Consider the following 14,709-nt stretch of genomic DNA (forward strand, 5'->3'; position numbering starts at 1 on the left):
CCGAACCGGTACCCGCTCCTGCCCGCGCCCTCCGCCACACCGCCCCCTTCCCGACCTGATGGTCACCCGGCGGGGGCGGCGGGCGGGGGAAAACTCAGCTGATCGCCTCGCCGGCCGGGGCGGGGGTCTCCGCGTCGGCGCGGTGCGCGCGGATCTTGTGGCCGACGCTGGTCAGGCAGCGGCCGCTGGACAGGTCGAACTTCCACCCGTGCAGCTGGCAGGTGAGCTGGTCGCCGTCGACGATGCCGAACCGGCTCAGGTCCGCCTTGAGGTGCGGGCAGCGGCGCTGCACCACCCAGCCGTCGAGGGTGATGTCCTCGGCGTCGACGGCCCGCTCGTGCTCGTCGTACCAGCCCTCGGCGTACTGGAGGCGCTCCTCGGAGAGGCACTTGAAGAACGCGTAGACGAACTCGTTGTACTGGCCGATCCGGGCCGCCGAGAACCGGCAGGAGAGGAAGAGCGAGTTGACCCAGTCGACCTCGTCGATGTAGAGCAGGTGCTCGATGAGCGCCCGCTCGGTACGGAACCGGTAGCGGACCTTCTCGTCCGCGTACGGCCGCACCTCCTTGCCCGGGAAGTCCACCACGATGGATTCGACGCTCTCACCGTCGTAGCCCACGAGGTCGAACCGGACCGGCCCGCCGACGCCCTTGGCCAGGTAGATCGACTCGTCCAGCAGCGGTTCGATCCGGCGCTTCATCTCGCCCAGCACGTCCACCTCGGGGTGCCGCCAGGACGCCTTCTCCGCCTCGATGATCGGGCGCTTGCGCTCCCGCATCTCCTCCAGGTGGGCCCGCTTGTTCGCGAAGAACTCCTCGACCGGCACCGGGTGCGTCGTGGTCGCGCCCTCGGTGGTCACCTCCGCGACGCTGCCGGGCAGCAGCACGATGCCGTTGGTGCCGCCGACCTTGGCGTACTCGGACAGGAACACCGACTGGTCGGGGAAGATGTTCCCCTCGTCGCCGAAGACGTCGTTGAACTGGAACAGCTCGTCGTCGAGGAAGCAGGGCGGGCCGGCGATCGGGAAGACGTGGTCGGCCTTCAGGTCGTCGATGTAGCGCCAGGTGCGGTCGAACTGCCGCTCCCGCTTCTGCTTGCCGAACGCGGTCTTCGCCGCCTGCGGCAGCTCGTAGACCATCGGGTACCAGATCGCGCCGGAGAACTGCAGCAGGTGGGCGTGCACGTGACCCAGCTCGGCGAAGACGGTCAGGTCGGTCGGGCGGGCGTCGTTCTGGTTGAGCAGCCGGACCCCGTCGTACTCCACCCAGAGCGACGAGTCGCCGATCGGGCCGTCGGTCGGGCTGGTCAGCGCCTGAATCATGATCTTCAGGCCGCCGGGCAGCTCCACGACCTGCTCGTTCGGGGCCTTGAGGAACTTGGTGAAGCCCAGTTCCCGCAGCTCGTCCTCCATCTCCGAGGTGGGGAACTCGGGCAGCAGGACGGTGGCGTCCTTGGAGATGTGGTCGCGCAGGTGCTTGGCGTCGAAGTGGTCCCGGTGCAGGTGCGACACGTAGAGGTAGTCGCACTGGCCGAGGGCCGCCCAGTCGAGCTGGGAGTTGTCCGGGAAGGGGAACCACGAGGCGAAGTAGGCGGGATTGACCCACGGGTCGCACAGGATGCTGCCCGCGGCCGTGTCGATCCGCATGCTGGCATGGCCCGTACCGGTCACTCGCACCGTAGTCCCCCTCAAAAAGGCATCAGGCGTACGTCAAGACGCTACCGGAGGCAGTGTGGTCGCCGTCCCGCGACGCCGGTAGTGACGTTCCGACCCGACCGCCCGGGTCCGACGGCCCGGGACACCGGGCGGGTCCGGAAACCCGGGCGGCCCGATCAGGGCGGACCCCGCACCGGGGCCGCCACGGGGCGTGCCAGACTAACCGGAGATCCGATCGCGAGGGAAGGACCGACAGTGGCAGGAAGTGAGCCGGTAACCGCGCCCGACCAGCACCGGCCGGGGCACCGCAAGTCGGGGCGGATCGGCGCGGTGCTCTCGGCGGTGGTGTTGGTGGTCATGGCGCTCTGCGGCAACCACGAGGGCAACGTGGAGAACATCTGGCTGTTCGGGCTCGCGGCCCTGCTGCTGGCGATCGTCATCGGCGACGCCGTGCTGCGCCGCAACGGCCTGCGGTCCTGACCGGCACGCGCTCGACCGGCACGCGAAAGGGCCCGCCCCCGATCGGGGACGGGCCCTTTGTCGTCGTGCGGCGGCTCAGCGGCCGAGCAGGATGTCCTGCACGTCCTTGAGCGCGGCGTCGACCTCGGCCTCGAAGTAGCCGCCGGGCACCAGCCCGAAGCGCAGGGTGTCGAGGTCCTTCGGGTTCACCGGCATGGGGTTGCGGCCCTGCATGCCGCCGAGCAGGGTCTCGAAGAACCGGTCGACCTGGTCCGGGTCGTACCCGCTGCCGAAGCGGCGCACCTGGAAGCTGCGGCGGATCTGGTCCACCCGGTAGAGGTCGCTGCCGGGCGGGCCGGCCATCGGCGGGCCCACCATCGGCGGACCGGCCATGGGCGGGCCGGACATGCCCGGGCCGCCGCCGTAACCCTGCTCCGGGCCGCCGTAGCCCTGGTCGGGGCCGCCGTAGCCCTGGTCCGGGCCGTAGCCCTGCTGCGGCACCGGCGGCGGGCCGGCCGGGCCACGACCGCGCAGGTCCCGCTCGGGCATCCGGATCTCGGCGGTCATGTCGGTGCGGCCGTGCCGGCCGGCCTCGAAGCCGTCGAAGCCCCCGTCCTGGCCGTAGCCGCCCGGGCCGGGAGGCAGGCCGCGGGAGGGCGGGCCGCCGTGGCCCATCGGGGCGCCCGGACCCATCGGGGCGCCCGGACCCATCGGGCCGGGGCCACCCGGACCCCGGGGTGCGTCGTAGCCGCCGCGCGGCGCGTCGTACCCACCGGCGAAGGCGCCGGTCGGCTCGTCGTAGCGGTTGCCGTAGCGGTCGGCGGGCGGGCCGGCCTGCGCGGGCATCGGCCGGGGCGGCATGGGGGGCTGCGGCACGGGCGAGAGGCCCCGGTCGTCGCGCATCGGCGGGCCGAGCCGGTCGGCCATCCGGGGGTCGCCACCCCGCCCACCGGGGGCGCCACCGCGCTCCTCCAGCTCGGCGAGCTGCCGCTCGACCCGGTCGAGGTGCAGGTCGACCTGCCACTCGTCGTAGCCGTTGAAGCGGACCCGGAAGACGACGTCGTGGACCTCCTGGGAGGCCACGGGCGCGCCGACCGGCTGGCCGGCGAGTGTCGCCTCCACCCGATCCAGGAAGGCGTCGACCTCGTCGACCTTGTATCCCCGGCGGAGCGCCTTACGCCGGAAACGCTGACCCTGACTCGCCACTATGTCTCCTGGTCTCTACCGCTACGCCGTCACGCCGTTGCGGCGCGTGGGTCGCTGTCCCTGTCCTCGGCGGCGGCGAGCTGCCCACACGCCCCGTCGATCTCGCGACCCCGGGTGTCCCGCACCGTCGTGGACACCCCGGCGTCGCGCAACCGCCGGACGAACTCCCGCTCGACCGGCTTCGGGCTGGCGTCCCAGCGGCTGCCCGGAGTCGGGTTGAGCGGGATCAGGTTCACGTGGGCCAGCTTGCCGGCCAGCAGCCGCCCGAGCAGATCGGCTCTCCACGGCTGGTCGTTCACGTCCTTGATCATCGCGTATTCGATGGACACGCGACGCCCCGTCGTGTCCGCGTAGTCCCACGCCGCGTCCAGCACCTCGGACACCTTCCAGCGCTGGTTGACCGGCACGAGTTCGTCGCGCAGCTCATCATCGGGGGCGTGCAGCGACAACGCAAGGGTCACTGAGAGGTCTTCGCTGGCCAGTCGGCGGATGGCAGGAACCAGGCCGACCGTGGAAACGGTGATGTGCCGCTGGGACAGCCCGAGCCCCTCGGGGGCCGGGGCGACCAGCCGGCGGATGGCCGCCACCACCCGCGCGTAGTTGGCCAGCGGCTCGCCCATGCCCATGAACACCACGTGCGACAGGCGCGGCGGGGAGCCGGCCACCGCCCCCGAGGCGGCCACCCCGGCCAGGTAGACGGCCTGGTCGACGATCTCGGCGGTGGAGAGGTTGCGGGTCAGCCCGGCCTGACCGGTGGCGCAGAACGGGCAGGCCATGCCGCAGCCCGCCTGGCTGGAGATGCAGACGGTGACCCGGTCGGGGTAACCCATCAGCACGCTCTCGACCAGCGAGCCGTCGTGCAGCCGCCAGAGCGCCTTGCGGGTGGCGCCGTCGTCGCAGGCCATCTCCCGCACCGGGTTGAGCAGGGTGGGCAGCAGCGTGCCCGCCAGCCGCTCGCGGGTCGCCGCCGGCAGGTCGGTCATCTGCGCCGGGTCGCGGACCAGACGGCCGAAGTAGTGGTTCGAGACCTGCTTGGCGCGGAACGCCGGCTCCCCCAGCTCGGCGACGAGCGCCTGCCGGCCCGGCAGGTCCAGGTCGGCGAGGTGACGGGGTGGCATCGCGGGCCGGCGGCCGCGGGCGTCGGGGTCTACGGAGATCAGCGGGAGGCTCGTCATGGCGCGTCCAGTCTGACACGCCGAACGGGTGACGCACCTGTCCGTGGGTGCCGAATCGGTCCCGACCGGCCGGCCGGGGCGGCGCCACCCACGTGATTCACGCCTCAGCCCGCCATCGGCACGAAGACCGCCAGCAGCAGGTACGCGGTCGGCACCGCGAACAGGATCGAGTCGAGCCGGTCCATGAGGCCGCCGTGCCCGGGGAGCAGGTTGCTCATGTCCTTGACCCCGAGATCCCGCTTGATCATCGACTCGGCGAGGTCGCCGAGGACCGCCGCACCGGAGATCGCCACCCCGAACAGCGCGCCCCACCAGGGGGCCACGTCGAGCAGCAGCCAGAGCAGCAGGGCGCTGCCCGCGGCGGCCGCGGTCACCGAGCCCCCGAAGCCCTCCCAGGACTTCTTCGGGCTGATCGTGGGGGCCATCGGGTGCTTGCCGAAGGCGACGCCGGCCGCGTAGCCGCCGGTGTCGGACAGCACCACGGCGACCAGGGTGACCAGCACCCGCAGGTGACCGTCGTCGGGAGCGGCCGCCAGCATGGCCGCGAACCCGCCGAGGAACGGCACGTATACCGCGATGAGCGTGGCCGCCGTGAGATCCCGCTGGTAGTTGCCGGGGCCGTCGCCCAGGCGCCAGATCATCGTGCCCAGCACGGTGACCAGCAGACCGAGGCAGAGCGCGTCCGGGCCGGCGAACCAGGCCAGCCCGATGGTGATCACGCCGCCGGCCATGAGCGGCACCAGCGGCGGGTGGGCGCCGCTGCGGCGTACCGCGCGGGCCATCTCCCAGCAGCCGATCGCCACCGCGGCGGCGATCACGGCGAGGAAGGCCGGCAGGTAGAAGAAGAGCGGCACCACGATGGCCGCGCCGAGCGCCAGCCCGACCCCGATCGCGGCCGGCAGGTTGCGGCCCGCCCGGGAGGACTTGGGCTGGGCGGTCGGCGGACGGTCCGCGCTGGCCCGCCGCCGGCCCTTCGAGCGCCGGGTCGCCGGCGCCTCCGGGTCCGGGCCGGGCTCGTCGCGCACCGCCGGCAGCTGAGTGGTCGGTTCGTCCCGCACCGGAGCGATCTGGGCGGTGGGGTACTCGTCGTCCGGCCGGTCGTAGCCGCGGCCCCGCGGGGTCGCGTCGTACCGCTCCCGCGGGTCGACGGCCGGGCCCCGGTCGCGCGGGTCGTGGTCCCACGGGTCCCGGTCCGCGGGCCGGAACCCGCCGGAGCCGGCGTCCCGGTGGCCCCGCCCGGCGTCCAGGCGGCCCGGGCCGCCGGGGGCCGGCTCCTCGTGCCAGCCGCGCTCGGGGCCTGGCGGGCCGTCGTACGGCCGGCGGCCGCGGGGCCCGTCGTGGCGGTCAGCCGGCCGGGCGTACGGGTCGGCGGCCGGGCGTACGGGCGGACGCGCGTACGCCTCGGCGCCGGGGCGCCAGGGGCCGGGCTCCAGGTCGGTCTCCGGCCAGGGCAGCGGCCCCGGGTGGTCCCAGCCGCGCGGCTCGGCGTTGCCGTAGGGGTCGGGGTGGGACATCACGCACCGGCAGGCGGTACGGGAGCCACCACATGACGCAAGACCAAGACCATCCCCTACAGCCGCGAGCAGTTCCGGTTGACCGGCCCGACGGCCGGCCGACCCCCGCTGTTCACTCCGTGGTGGGCGGGAATCGTGCCGAGCCTACTGCACCCGGGAAGCTCGCACGGCGGACGCCGTCCGGCACGACGACGGCACCGGGCCGCCACCCGTGACGGGCGGCGGCACACCGGTGCCGTGGCGGGTGCGCGGCGCTCAGACCTCGAGCAACTCGTTCTCCTTGTGCTTGACCAGCTCGTCGACGGTGGCGACGAAGCGCTGGGTCAGGTCGTCCAGCTCCTTCTCCGCGCGCCGGCCCTCGTCCTCGCCGACCTCGCCATCCTTGACCAGGCGGTCCAGCTCTTCCTTGCCTTTGCGGCGGATGTTGCGGACGGCCACCTTGGCCTCCTCGCCCTTGTGCCGGGCGACCTTGATCATCTCGCGGCGCCGCTCCTCGGTCATCTGCGGGAGCACGATGCGCAGCTGGTTGCCCTCGTTGTTCGGGTTCACCCCGAGGTCCGAGTCGCGGATCGCCTTCTCCATGGCGTTGATCTGCGAGTTGTCGTACGGCTTGATGATCACCATGCGCGGCTCGGGCACGGCGATGGACGCCATCTGCGGCAGCGGGGTCGGGCTGCCGTAGTAGTCGATCACGATCCGGGAGAACATGGCGGCGTTGGCGCGACCGGTGCGGATCCCGCCGAACTCCTCCTTGGCGTGCTCGATGGCACGCTCCATCTTCTCCTCTGCCTCGAGGAGGGTGTCGTCGATCACCGGTCTCCTCGCCTCCTTCTGTCGCTCGTCGTGGGCTGTGCGGGTGCTGCTGTGTCGGAGGACCGCTGCCGGCTCGGCGGAACCGGTCAGGCGGTGATCAACGTGCCGATCTTCTCACCACCGACGGCACGGACGATGGTGTCGTCGCCCTGGGCGCCGAAGACCAGCATCGGCAGGCCGTTCTCCATGCAGAGGCTGAACGCCGCGGCGTCGGCCACCCGCAGGTTGCGGCGCAGCACCTCGGAGAAGGTGATCGAGTCGAGCTTGCTCGCCGTCGGGTCGATCCGGGGATCGGCGGTGTAGACCGCGTCCACGCCGTTCTTGCTCATCAGCACCACGTCGGCACGGATCTCCAGCGCCCGCTGGGCGGCCACCGTGTCGGTGGAGAAGTACGGCATCCCGGCGCCCGCGCCGAAGATGACCACGCGGCCCTTCTCCAGGTGCCGGATCGCCCGCAGCGGGATGTACGGCTCGGCGACCTGGGCCATGGTGATGGCGCTCTGCACCCGGGTCTCGATGCCCTCCTTCTCCAGGAAGTCCTGGAGGGCCAGGCAGTTCATCACCGTGCCCAGCATGCCCATGTAGTCGGCGCGGGCCCGGTCCATGCCGCGCTTCTGCAGCTCGGCGCCACGGAAGAAGTTGCCGCCGCCGACCACCACCGAGACCTGCACGCCACGGCGCACCACGGTGGCGATCTGCCGGGCGATGGCCTGCACGACGTCGGGGTCGACACCGATGGCGCCGCCGCCGAAGACCTCACCGGAGAGCTTCAGCACCACCCGGCGGGCCCGACCGGGCGGCGGGGCGGTCGGGTCATCCGCCGCCAGGCTCCGGTCACTCACAACCTGCGTCATCCGCCCCGCCCCTTCCGTCGCGCACCTCGTGGGCGCCGCGTACCGCGTAACTGCCGCTGCCGACCCTATGTGACGAGGAGGCCGCGGTGCCTGTCACGTACACCGGCGGCCTCCTCGTCGAAGATTTCCCTGCGCCCGGGCCCGTCATGCGCCCGGTACGGCGGCTCAGGCCTGGCCGACCTCGAACCGCACGAAGCGGGTCACCTCGATGCCGGCGTCGGCCAGCAGCTGCTTCACCGTCTTCTTGTTGTCGGCGACCGACGCCTGCTCCAGCAGGACGAAGTCCTTGAAGAAGGCGTTGACCCGGCCCTCGACGATCTTCGGCAGCGCCGCCTCGGGCTTGTTCTCCTCGCGGGCGGTCTGCTCGGCGATGCGCCGCTCGGACTCGACCGTCTCGGCCGGGACCTCGTCGCGGGTCAGGTACTTCGGGCGCATGGCGGCGATCTGCATGGCCACGCCGCGGGCGTCCGCGTCGCCGGCCTCGTCGGCCTTGCCCGAGTACTGCACCAGCACACCGACCGCCGGGGGCAGGTCCTGGCTCTTGCGGTGCAGGTAGACCGCGGTGGTGCCGTCGAGCTTGGCGAAGCGGTTGAGCACCAGCTTCTCGCCGATCTTGGCGGACTGCTCCTGGATCAGGTCGGCCACGGTCTTGCCGTCGATGGTGCTGGCGAGCAGCTCCTCGGCGCTGGTCACGCCGCTGGCCACACCGTGCTCGACGAGCTGCTGGGCCAGCGCGATGAAGGCGTCGTTCTTGGCGACGAAGTCGGTCTCGCAGTTGAGCTCGAGCAGCGCCTGGCCGGCGTGGGCGATGAGGCCGTTGGCGGCCGTGCGACCGGCCCGCTTGCCGACATCCTTGGCGCCCTTGACGCGCAGGATCTCGATGGCCTTGTCGAAGTCGCCCTCGGCCTCGGTCAGCGCCTTCTTGGAGTCCATCATGCCGGCGCCGGTGAGGTCCCGGAGCTTCTTGACGTCCGCGGCGGTGAAGTTGGACATGACTCTCTCTTCGGTGTTGGAGACTGCGTTGGATGGTCTGGCTGCCGGTTACCCGGATCCGGGCCGGTTCTGCCCGGCGTACCCGTCGCGCCCCACCGACCGGGAAAACGGACGGTGGGGACGCGACGGCGAGATCACTCCGCGGCGGCGGTCGCCGGCTGCTCGGCGGTGGTCGCCGGCTGCTCGTCGGCCTTCTTCGGCTCCTCGAGCAGCTCGCGCTCCCACTCGGCCAGCGGCTCGTCGGCGCCGACCTGGCCCGGCTCCGGCTTCTCGTCGGTGCCACGGCCACGGCCGGAGCGGGCGATCAGACCGTCGGCGACGGCGGCGGCGACGACCTTGGTCAGCAGCTCGGCCGAGCGGATCGCGTCGTCGTTGCCCGGGATCGGGAAGTCGACCTCGTCCGGGTCGCAGTTGGTGTCGAGCACGGCGATCACCGGGATGCCCAGCTTGCGGGCCTCGTCGACGGCGATGTGCTCCTTCTTGGTGTCGACCACCCAGACCGCGGCCGGGAGCTTCTGCATGTCGCGCAGGCCACCGAGGGTCTTGGTCAGCTTCTCCTTCTCGCGGGAGAGCTGCAGGGTCTCCTTCTTGGTGTAACCGGCGGCGGTGCCGCTCAGGTCACCCAGGGCCTCCAGCTCCTTCATCCGCTGAAGGCGCTTGTACACCGTCTGGAAGTTGGTCAGCATGCCGCCGAGCCAACGGTGGTTCACGTACGGCTGGCCGACCCGGGTCGCCTGCTCGGAGATGGCCTCCTGAGCCTGCTTCTTGGTGCCGACGAAGAGGATGCTGCCGCCCCCGGCCACCGTGGTGCGCACGAAGTCGTACGCCTTCTCGATGTAGTCGAGGGTCTGGCGCAGGTCGATGATGTAGATACCGTTGCGCTCGGTGAAGATGAAGCGCTTCATCTTCGGGTTCCAGCGCCGGGTCTGGTGCCCGAAGTGGACACCGCTCTCCAGCAGCTGACGCATGGTCACGACGGCCATGGTGGGTACTCCCTGTTCATCCCTGGTTGTCCCGTCCGGCCGGCGGCCGGACGCCTGGCGCCCGGTCGCCGGCCATGGTGGGCCCGATCAAGATCGGGACCAGGGAGGCCGCCGCCCCACGAGAGGTCCGTGGAGAGGGCGCGCGAGGTCGACCGCGCAAGGCGGTCGCCAGCTGACCAGTGTACGCCCCTTCTCCGTCCCCCGGTCCCGGGGTTCGGGAACGCCCATCCGGCCCCTTTCGGGACGCCTCGCTGCACCGTGCCCCGTGCGGTCCGTGGTCCGTCGGCCTATCTCAGCCAGCGGCCGTGGGCGAGGGCGGCGGGGTCAGCCGGCGGCCAGGGCGGCGGCGAGGAAGAGGACCAGGCCGACGGTCAGGTAGGCGGTCGGCGGGCGGAGCCAGCCCCGGCTGCCGTCGGCCAACGCCAGCCCTCCGGTGCGCAGCCCGTACAGGCCGGTGCCGAAGATCGGCAGCCCGATCACGAGGAACGTGCCCACCACGACGTGCGAGGTGGAGACCGGGTCGCCGACCAGGCCGCGCAGCAGCACCCGCAGCGCGGGGACCTCCAGGACCAGCACCATGACGGCGAGCAGGACCGCGAGAGCCGGGCGGCGGGTGCGGTAGACGCCGTCGCCGGGCGGCGGGCCGTCGGGCCGGGGCGCGACCGACGGCATCGGGCCGGTCGGCATCTCCAACGGGTGCGGGACCGGTCCGGCCGTCATCTCCGGCGCGGGGCCACCCGGACGCTCACCGACGATCAGCGGGGTCGCCGCGCCGGGGCTGGGCCGGTCCCCCACCGGGATCGGCGAAGGGCCGGCGTAGGCCGGGGCCGGGCCGGCGTGGGTGGGCGCCTGGCCGCCATGGGGCGGGTCGACGGGGCGGTTCGGGTCGACGACCGGGTAGCCGCCCAGCGGGCCGGGACGCAGCGGGTCGGCGGCCCGGTCCCCGCCGAGCGGGTCCGCGGTGCGGGTCGAGCCGAGCGGGTCGGCGGTGCGGTCCGGGCCGAGCGGGTCGGCGGACTCGCGGGCCGCCCGCCGGCCGCCGCGCTCCCCCGGCAGCTCGCCGGAGGTCTCCACCGGGTCGTCCAGCCGGTGCGGACGCCAGCTGCCCGTGTCGTCGCCGAGCGGGTCGGCGGTCCCGAAACGGGCCGGGTCGGCGTACCGGTTCTCGCCGGTGCGCTGCTCCGGGGCGGGGAAGTCGTCGCGGTGGCGCCGTTCGCCCGATGCGCGCCAGTCCGGCTCGTACCCACGGTCGCCCCAGTGCGACCCCTGCTCATCCTCGGGAAAGCTCCGTCGTCCGTCCACGACCGGCACGGTATGCGACCGGCACCATCCGCGCCATCCGGGCCGCCCCGTGCATCGTCGCTGGTCACTGCGGGATCGCCCGGGTCGCCGACGGCACCGGCCCGCCACGCCTAGCACAGCGGGCGCATGATCGTGCGTCCGTCCACAGGGCCTCCCGTCGTCCACAGGGTGCCCCCGCCGCCGGTACGGAAGCCCCACGCTGACCGGCATGACGAAGCGGAACCAGGCCGTCGGGGCGTACGGCGAGCGGTGCGCGGTGCGGCACCTCATCGAGGCGGGGCTGCGCCCGATCGCCCGGAACTGGCGGTGCCCCGACGGGGAGATCGACATCATCGCCTGGGACGGGCCGGTGCTCGCCTTCTGCGAGGTGAAGACCCGGCGCACGGAGGACTTCGGCAGTCCGGCCGAGGCGGTGGTGCGGGCCAAGGCGCGCCGGCTGCGCGGGCTGGCCGCCCGCTGGCTCGCCGCGACGGGCACGACCGCCGAGGAGGTCCGCTTCGACGTCCTGGCGGTCCGGCTCCCGGTCGCCGGGCCGGCCCGGGTCGAGCACGTGAGAGGCGCGTTCTGACCGTGAGCTACGCCAAGGTGCTCTGCGTCGGCCTGGTCGGGATGGCCGGGCACGTGGTGGAGGTGGAGGCTGACCTGGCGCCCGGGTTGCCCGGCGTGGTGATCTCCGGCCTGCCCGACACCGCGCTGCACGAGGCCCGGGACCGGGTCCGCGCGGCCATCGTCAACTCCGGCCAGAAGTGGCCGAACCGCCGCATCACGCTCAACCTGCTGCCCGCCACCCTGCCGAAATACGGCTCCGCCTTCGACCTGGCCATCGCCGTGGCGGTGCTCGGCGGCTCGGGCGAGCTGCCACTCGTGCCGCTGGACGCGACGGTGGTCCTCGGCGAGCTGGGCCTCGACGGCACGGTCCGCCCCGTGCGCGGCGTGCTGCCCATGGTGGCCGCCGCGGCCCGGGCCGGGTTCGTCCAGGTCGTGGTGCCGGCCGGCAACGCCGCCGAGGCGGCGGTGATCCCCGGCGTCCGCGTACGCGCCGTCGACACCCTGCACCGGCTGGTCGCGTTCGTCCGGGACGGCGCGCCGCTGCTCAGCCCGGCCGCCGACGCGCCGGCTCCGGTGACCGGCGGGCCGGATCTCGCCGAGGTGGCCGGGCAGCGGCTGGGTCGCCGGGCGCTGGAGGTGGCGGCCGCCGGCGGGCACCACCTGGCGCTGCTCGGTCCGCCCGGCGCCGGCAAGACCATGCTCGCCGAGCGGCTGCCCTCGGTCCTGCCGGAGCTCGACGACGACGCCGCCCTGGAGGTCACCGCCCTGCACTCGATCGCCGGGCTGCTGCCGCCCGGTGGCCGGCTGCTGCGCCGGCCACCGTTCCAGGCGCCGCACCACACCGCCACGGTCCCCGCGCTCGTGGGCGGCGGGTCCGGGCTGGGCCGACCCGGGGCGGTGTCACTGGCGCACCGGGGCGTGCTCTTCCTCGACGAGGCCGCCGAGTTCAGCAAGGGGGCGCTCGAGGCGTTGCGCCAGCCGCTGGAGAACGGCCGGGTCCAGGTCGCCCGGAGCCAGGGCTCCACCGAGTACCCGGCGCGGACGCAACTGGTGCTGGCCGCCAATCCGTGTCCCTGCGCGAAGCCGTCGGGCGACGTCGACTGCGAGTGCACCCCGCTGGCCCGGCGGCGCTACCTGGGCCGGCTCTCCGGCCCGCTGCTCGACCGCGTCGACGTCCAGGTGCGGCTGCCTCCGGTGCGTGCGGCGGAGCTGTTGCAGACCGGCGCACCCAACGAGTCGTCCGCCACGGTCGCGGCCCGGGTCGCCGCGGCGCGTCGAGCCGCCGCCGAGCGGTGGTCCTCGACCGGCCGGCGGGTCAACGCCGAGATCCCCGGCCCCTACCTGCGCCAGCATCCGTGGCGCCTGCCGGGGCGGGACACCCGGGAACTCCGGAAGCGGCTCGACACCGGTTCGCTGTCGGCGCGCGGCTTCGACCGGGTCGTCCGGCTCGCCTGGACCATCGCCGACCTGGACGGGCGGGACCGCCCCGACGGCGGGGACATCGCGGAGGCCATCCAGCTGAGGACGGGAGAGGGCGCATGACCGACACGGAGGAACGCCTGCTGGCGCGGGTGGCGTTGACCTGGCTCACCGAACCGGGCACCTGGTCGGTGCACCGCCTGGTCGACCAGCTGGGCCCGGTCGCCGCGCTCGATCTGCTCCTGGACGGCGGCGCGCCCGACGCGACGCTCCGGTCGGCCGTGGCGGCCCGCTCCGCCGCGGGTGCGGCCCGGCAGGTGGCGGAGCAGGCGCTGCGCCGGACCGAGCGGCTCGGTGCGCGGATGGTCACCCCCGAGGACGAGGAATGGCCGGCCCAGGTCGCCGACCTGCGCGCCCTGCGGCTGTCGGCGACCGGTCGCCGGGTCGACCTGGAGACCGCCCCGCCGCTCTGCTTCTGGGTACGCGGGGCGTCGCCGCTGGGCGAGGCGCTGGCCCGATCGGTGGCGGTGGTCGGCGCCCGGGCGGCCACCCCGTACGGCACGCACGTCGCGACCGAGCTGGGCTACGGGCTGGCCGACCGGGACTGGACGGTGGTGTCCGGCGGGGCGTTCGGCATCGACTCCGCCGCGCACCGGGGCGCGCTGACCGCCGGCGGGCTCACGGTCGCCGTGCTGGCCTGCGGGCTGGACCGCCCGTACCCCATGGGCAACGCCGCGCTGTTCGACCGGATCGCCGAGGCGGGCCTGCTGGTGAGCGAGTGGATGCCCGGCGCGGAGCCGCTGCGGCCCCGGTTCCTCATCCGCAACCGGGTGATCGCGGCGGCGACGGCGGGCACGGTGCTGGTCGAAGCGGCGGCCCGCAGCGGCGCCACCCAGACCCTCAACCGGGCGATCGGCGTCGGCCGGCCGGGCATGGTGGTGCCGGGGCCGGTCACCTCGGCCATGTCCGTGGGCGCGCACGAGGCGCTGCGCGAGCACCCCAGGGCACGGCTCGTGACCGGCACCGCCCACGTGCTGGAGGAGGTGGGACGGATCGGGTACGACCTGGCGCCACCCGCCCGCGCGCCAGAACAGCCGCGCGACCGGCTCGACGACGAGGCGGTCCAGGTGCTGGAGGCGCTGCCCCGCCGGAAGGCGATCGGCGTGGAACAGATCGCGGCTCGCGCCGGGGTGGACCTGCGCACCGCGATGCGCAAGCTCTCCATGTTGGAGGAGCTGGCCATGGTGGTGCGCCGCGACGACGGCTACGCCCTCGCACCACCGCCGGAGCGCGCGGCCGCGGGCGACCGGGCGCCGACCGGCGGCAGTCCGAGTCCGCTGGTGACCCCGCCCTGCTGATCCGCTCGATCAGTGGGCTCAGTCGCCCTCGAACCGGATCTCGGCGTCGCGGCTGTTCAGGCAGCGCCGGGCCAGCAGGACCAGCTGCCGGACCTGGTCGACCTCCACCGGCGCCCGGGCCACCTCGGCCAGGCAGCGCAGCTCCTCCAGCAGTTGCGGCACCCCCTCGGCGTCCACCACCAGCTCACCGAGCGGGTCGACCCGGTCCAGCAGCGGCGTACGACCCCCGCCGCGCACCCGCTTGAGCAGGTTGAGCAGGACGTCGTTCGGGTCCGCCACCACCTCGGTCGAGACGTACGACGGCCGGCGGCGAGCCGGCCCGGCCCGCACCTGCCGGTAGAGGACGGCATCCACCCCCACGCTCGGTCCCTCCTCCCGCCGGCGTCGCCACCCGGGACGCCCGTTCCGATCAGTCTCGCGAGTCACCCCT

14 protein-coding genes are annotated in these 14,709 nt (G+C 73.6%); 4 read left to right on the forward strand and 10 right to left on the reverse strand.

Features of this window, described 5'->3' with window-relative positions; translation table 11 throughout:
* Positions 1-94: 94 nt before the first annotated feature.
* Positions 95-1,675 carry a Rieske 2Fe-2S domain-containing protein gene (locus GA0070214_RS24665; protein WP_091268653.1) on the reverse strand — a complete coding sequence of 527 codons (1,581 nt, stop codon included), beginning with the start codon at positions 1,673-1,675 and terminating at the stop codon, positions 95-97.
* A 234-nt stretch (positions 1,676-1,909) separates the two neighbouring features.
* Between GA0070214_RS24665 and GA0070214_RS24670 the strand changes: the two genes are divergently transcribed.
* Positions 1,910-2,134 carry a DUF2631 domain-containing protein gene (locus GA0070214_RS24670; RefSeq protein ID WP_091268655.1) on the forward strand — a complete coding sequence of 75 codons (225 nt, stop codon included), beginning with the start codon at positions 1,910-1,912 and terminating at the stop codon, positions 2,132-2,134.
* Between the two features lie 75 nt (positions 2,135-2,209).
* On the opposite strand, the gene GA0070214_RS24675 is transcribed toward GA0070214_RS24670, so the two are convergent.
* The 8 genes from GA0070214_RS24675 to GA0070214_RS24710 all read right to left on the reverse strand — a co-directional run bounded on the left by GA0070214_RS24675 (position 2,210) and on the right by GA0070214_RS24710 (position 10,962).
* Positions 2,210-3,319: a DivIVA domain-containing protein gene (locus GA0070214_RS24675; RefSeq protein ID WP_091268656.1), complete on the reverse strand. Its 1,110-nt coding sequence runs from the start codon at positions 3,317-3,319 to the stop codon at positions 2,210-2,212.
* Between the two features lie 29 nt (positions 3,320-3,348).
* On the reverse strand, positions 3,349-4,494 hold the full coding sequence (gene rlmN, locus GA0070214_RS24680; protein ID WP_091268658.1) for a dual-specificity RNA methyltransferase RlmN: 1,146 nt from the start codon (positions 4,492-4,494) through the stop codon (positions 3,349-3,351).
* A gap of 104 nt (positions 4,495-4,598) precedes the next feature.
* Complete coding sequence (locus GA0070214_RS24685; protein ID WP_091268660.1) at positions 4,599-6,008, reverse strand: phosphatidate cytidylyltransferase; 1,410 nt, start codon at positions 6,006-6,008, stop codon at positions 4,599-4,601.
* Positions 6,009-6,263: 255 nt separating this feature from the next.
* Positions 6,264-6,821 (reverse strand): ribosome recycling factor, encoded by a 558-nt coding sequence (gene frr, locus GA0070214_RS24690; RefSeq protein ID WP_091268662.1) that lies wholly within the window; start codon positions 6,819-6,821, stop codon positions 6,264-6,266.
* An 86-nt stretch (positions 6,822-6,907) separates the two neighbouring features.
* Positions 6,908-7,675, reverse strand: a complete 768-nt coding sequence (gene pyrH, locus GA0070214_RS24695) for a UMP kinase (RefSeq protein ID WP_091268664.1) — start codon at positions 7,673-7,675, stop codon at positions 6,908-6,910.
* 165 nt (positions 7,676-7,840) lie between these two features.
* Positions 7,841-8,668 (reverse strand): translation elongation factor Ts, encoded by an 828-nt coding sequence (tsf, locus tag GA0070214_RS24700; RefSeq protein ID WP_091268665.1) that lies wholly within the window; start codon positions 8,666-8,668, stop codon positions 7,841-7,843.
* Between the two features lie 134 nt (positions 8,669-8,802).
* Positions 8,803-9,651, reverse strand: a complete 849-nt coding sequence (gene rpsB, locus GA0070214_RS24705) for a 30S ribosomal protein S2 (RefSeq protein WP_091268668.1) — start codon at positions 9,649-9,651, stop codon at positions 8,803-8,805.
* Positions 9,652-9,975: 324 nt separating this feature from the next.
* Positions 9,976-10,962: a hypothetical protein gene (locus GA0070214_RS24710; RefSeq protein ID WP_091268670.1), complete on the reverse strand. Its 987-nt coding sequence runs from the start codon at positions 10,960-10,962 to the stop codon at positions 9,976-9,978.
* A 199-nt stretch (positions 10,963-11,161) separates the two neighbouring features.
* Between GA0070214_RS24710 and GA0070214_RS24715 the strand changes: the two genes are divergently transcribed.
* From GA0070214_RS24715 to GA0070214_RS24725, 3 genes are read left to right on the forward strand one after another with little or no spacing between them, the layout of a single operon-like run.
* Positions 11,162-11,521, forward strand: a complete 360-nt coding sequence (locus GA0070214_RS24715; RefSeq protein ID WP_091268672.1) for a YraN family protein — start codon at positions 11,162-11,164, stop codon at positions 11,519-11,521.
* Between the two features lie 2 nt (positions 11,522-11,523).
* A complete protein-coding gene (locus tag GA0070214_RS24720; protein WP_091268676.1) occupies positions 11,524-13,044 on the forward strand; it encodes a YifB family Mg chelatase-like AAA ATPase in 1,521 nt (506 codons plus the stop codon).
* On the forward strand, positions 13,041-14,279 hold the full coding sequence (locus tag GA0070214_RS24725) for a DNA-processing protein DprA (RefSeq protein ID WP_091268678.1): 1,239 nt from the start codon (positions 13,041-13,043) through the stop codon (positions 14,277-14,279). Before GA0070214_RS24720 ends, GA0070214_RS24725 begins: the two co-directional genes overlap by 4 nt.
* Before the next feature lie 18 nt (positions 14,280-14,297).
* Here the strand turns inward: GA0070214_RS24725 and GA0070214_RS24730 are convergent, their stop codons facing one another.
* Positions 14,298-14,639, reverse strand: coding sequence for a hypothetical protein (locus GA0070214_RS24730; protein ID WP_091268681.1), 342 nt, complete (start codon positions 14,637-14,639; stop codon positions 14,298-14,300).
* Positions 14,640-14,709: the final 70 nt, after the last annotated feature.

It is taken from the genome of Micromonospora chaiyaphumensis, from assembly GCF_900091435.1.
GTDB lineage: Bacteria > Actinomycetota > Actinomycetes > Mycobacteriales > Micromonosporaceae > Micromonospora > Micromonospora chaiyaphumensis.

What these genes read in the sequence shown, in the direction of transcription:
- GA0070214_RS24715 (WP_091268672.1), top strand. Translation starts at nt 11,162, where the DNA reads ATGACGAAGCGGAACCAGGCCGTCGGGGCGTACGGCGAGCGGTGCGCG.
- pyrH (WP_091268664.1), bottom strand. Translation starts at nt 7,675, where the DNA reads ATGACGCAGGTTGTGAGTGACCGGAGCCTGGCGGCGGATGACCCGACC.
- GA0070214_RS24685 (WP_091268660.1), bottom strand. Translation starts at nt 6,008, where the DNA reads ATGTCCCACCCCGACCCCTACGGCAACGCCGAGCCGCGCGGCTGGGAC.
- tsf (WP_091268665.1), bottom strand. Translation starts at nt 8,668, where the DNA reads ATGTCCAACTTCACCGCCGCGGACGTCAAGAAGCTCCGGGACCTCACC.
- rlmN (WP_091268658.1), bottom strand. Translation starts at nt 4,494, where the DNA reads ATGACGAGCCTCCCGCTGATCTCCGTAGACCCCGACGCCCGCGGCCGC.
- rpsB (WP_091268668.1), bottom strand. Translation starts at nt 9,651, where the DNA reads ATGGCCGTCGTGACCATGCGTCAGCTGCTGGAGAGCGGTGTCCACTTC.
- GA0070214_RS24725 (WP_091268678.1), top strand. Translation starts at nt 13,041, where the DNA reads ATGACCGACACGGAGGAACGCCTGCTGGCGCGGGTGGCGTTGACCTGG.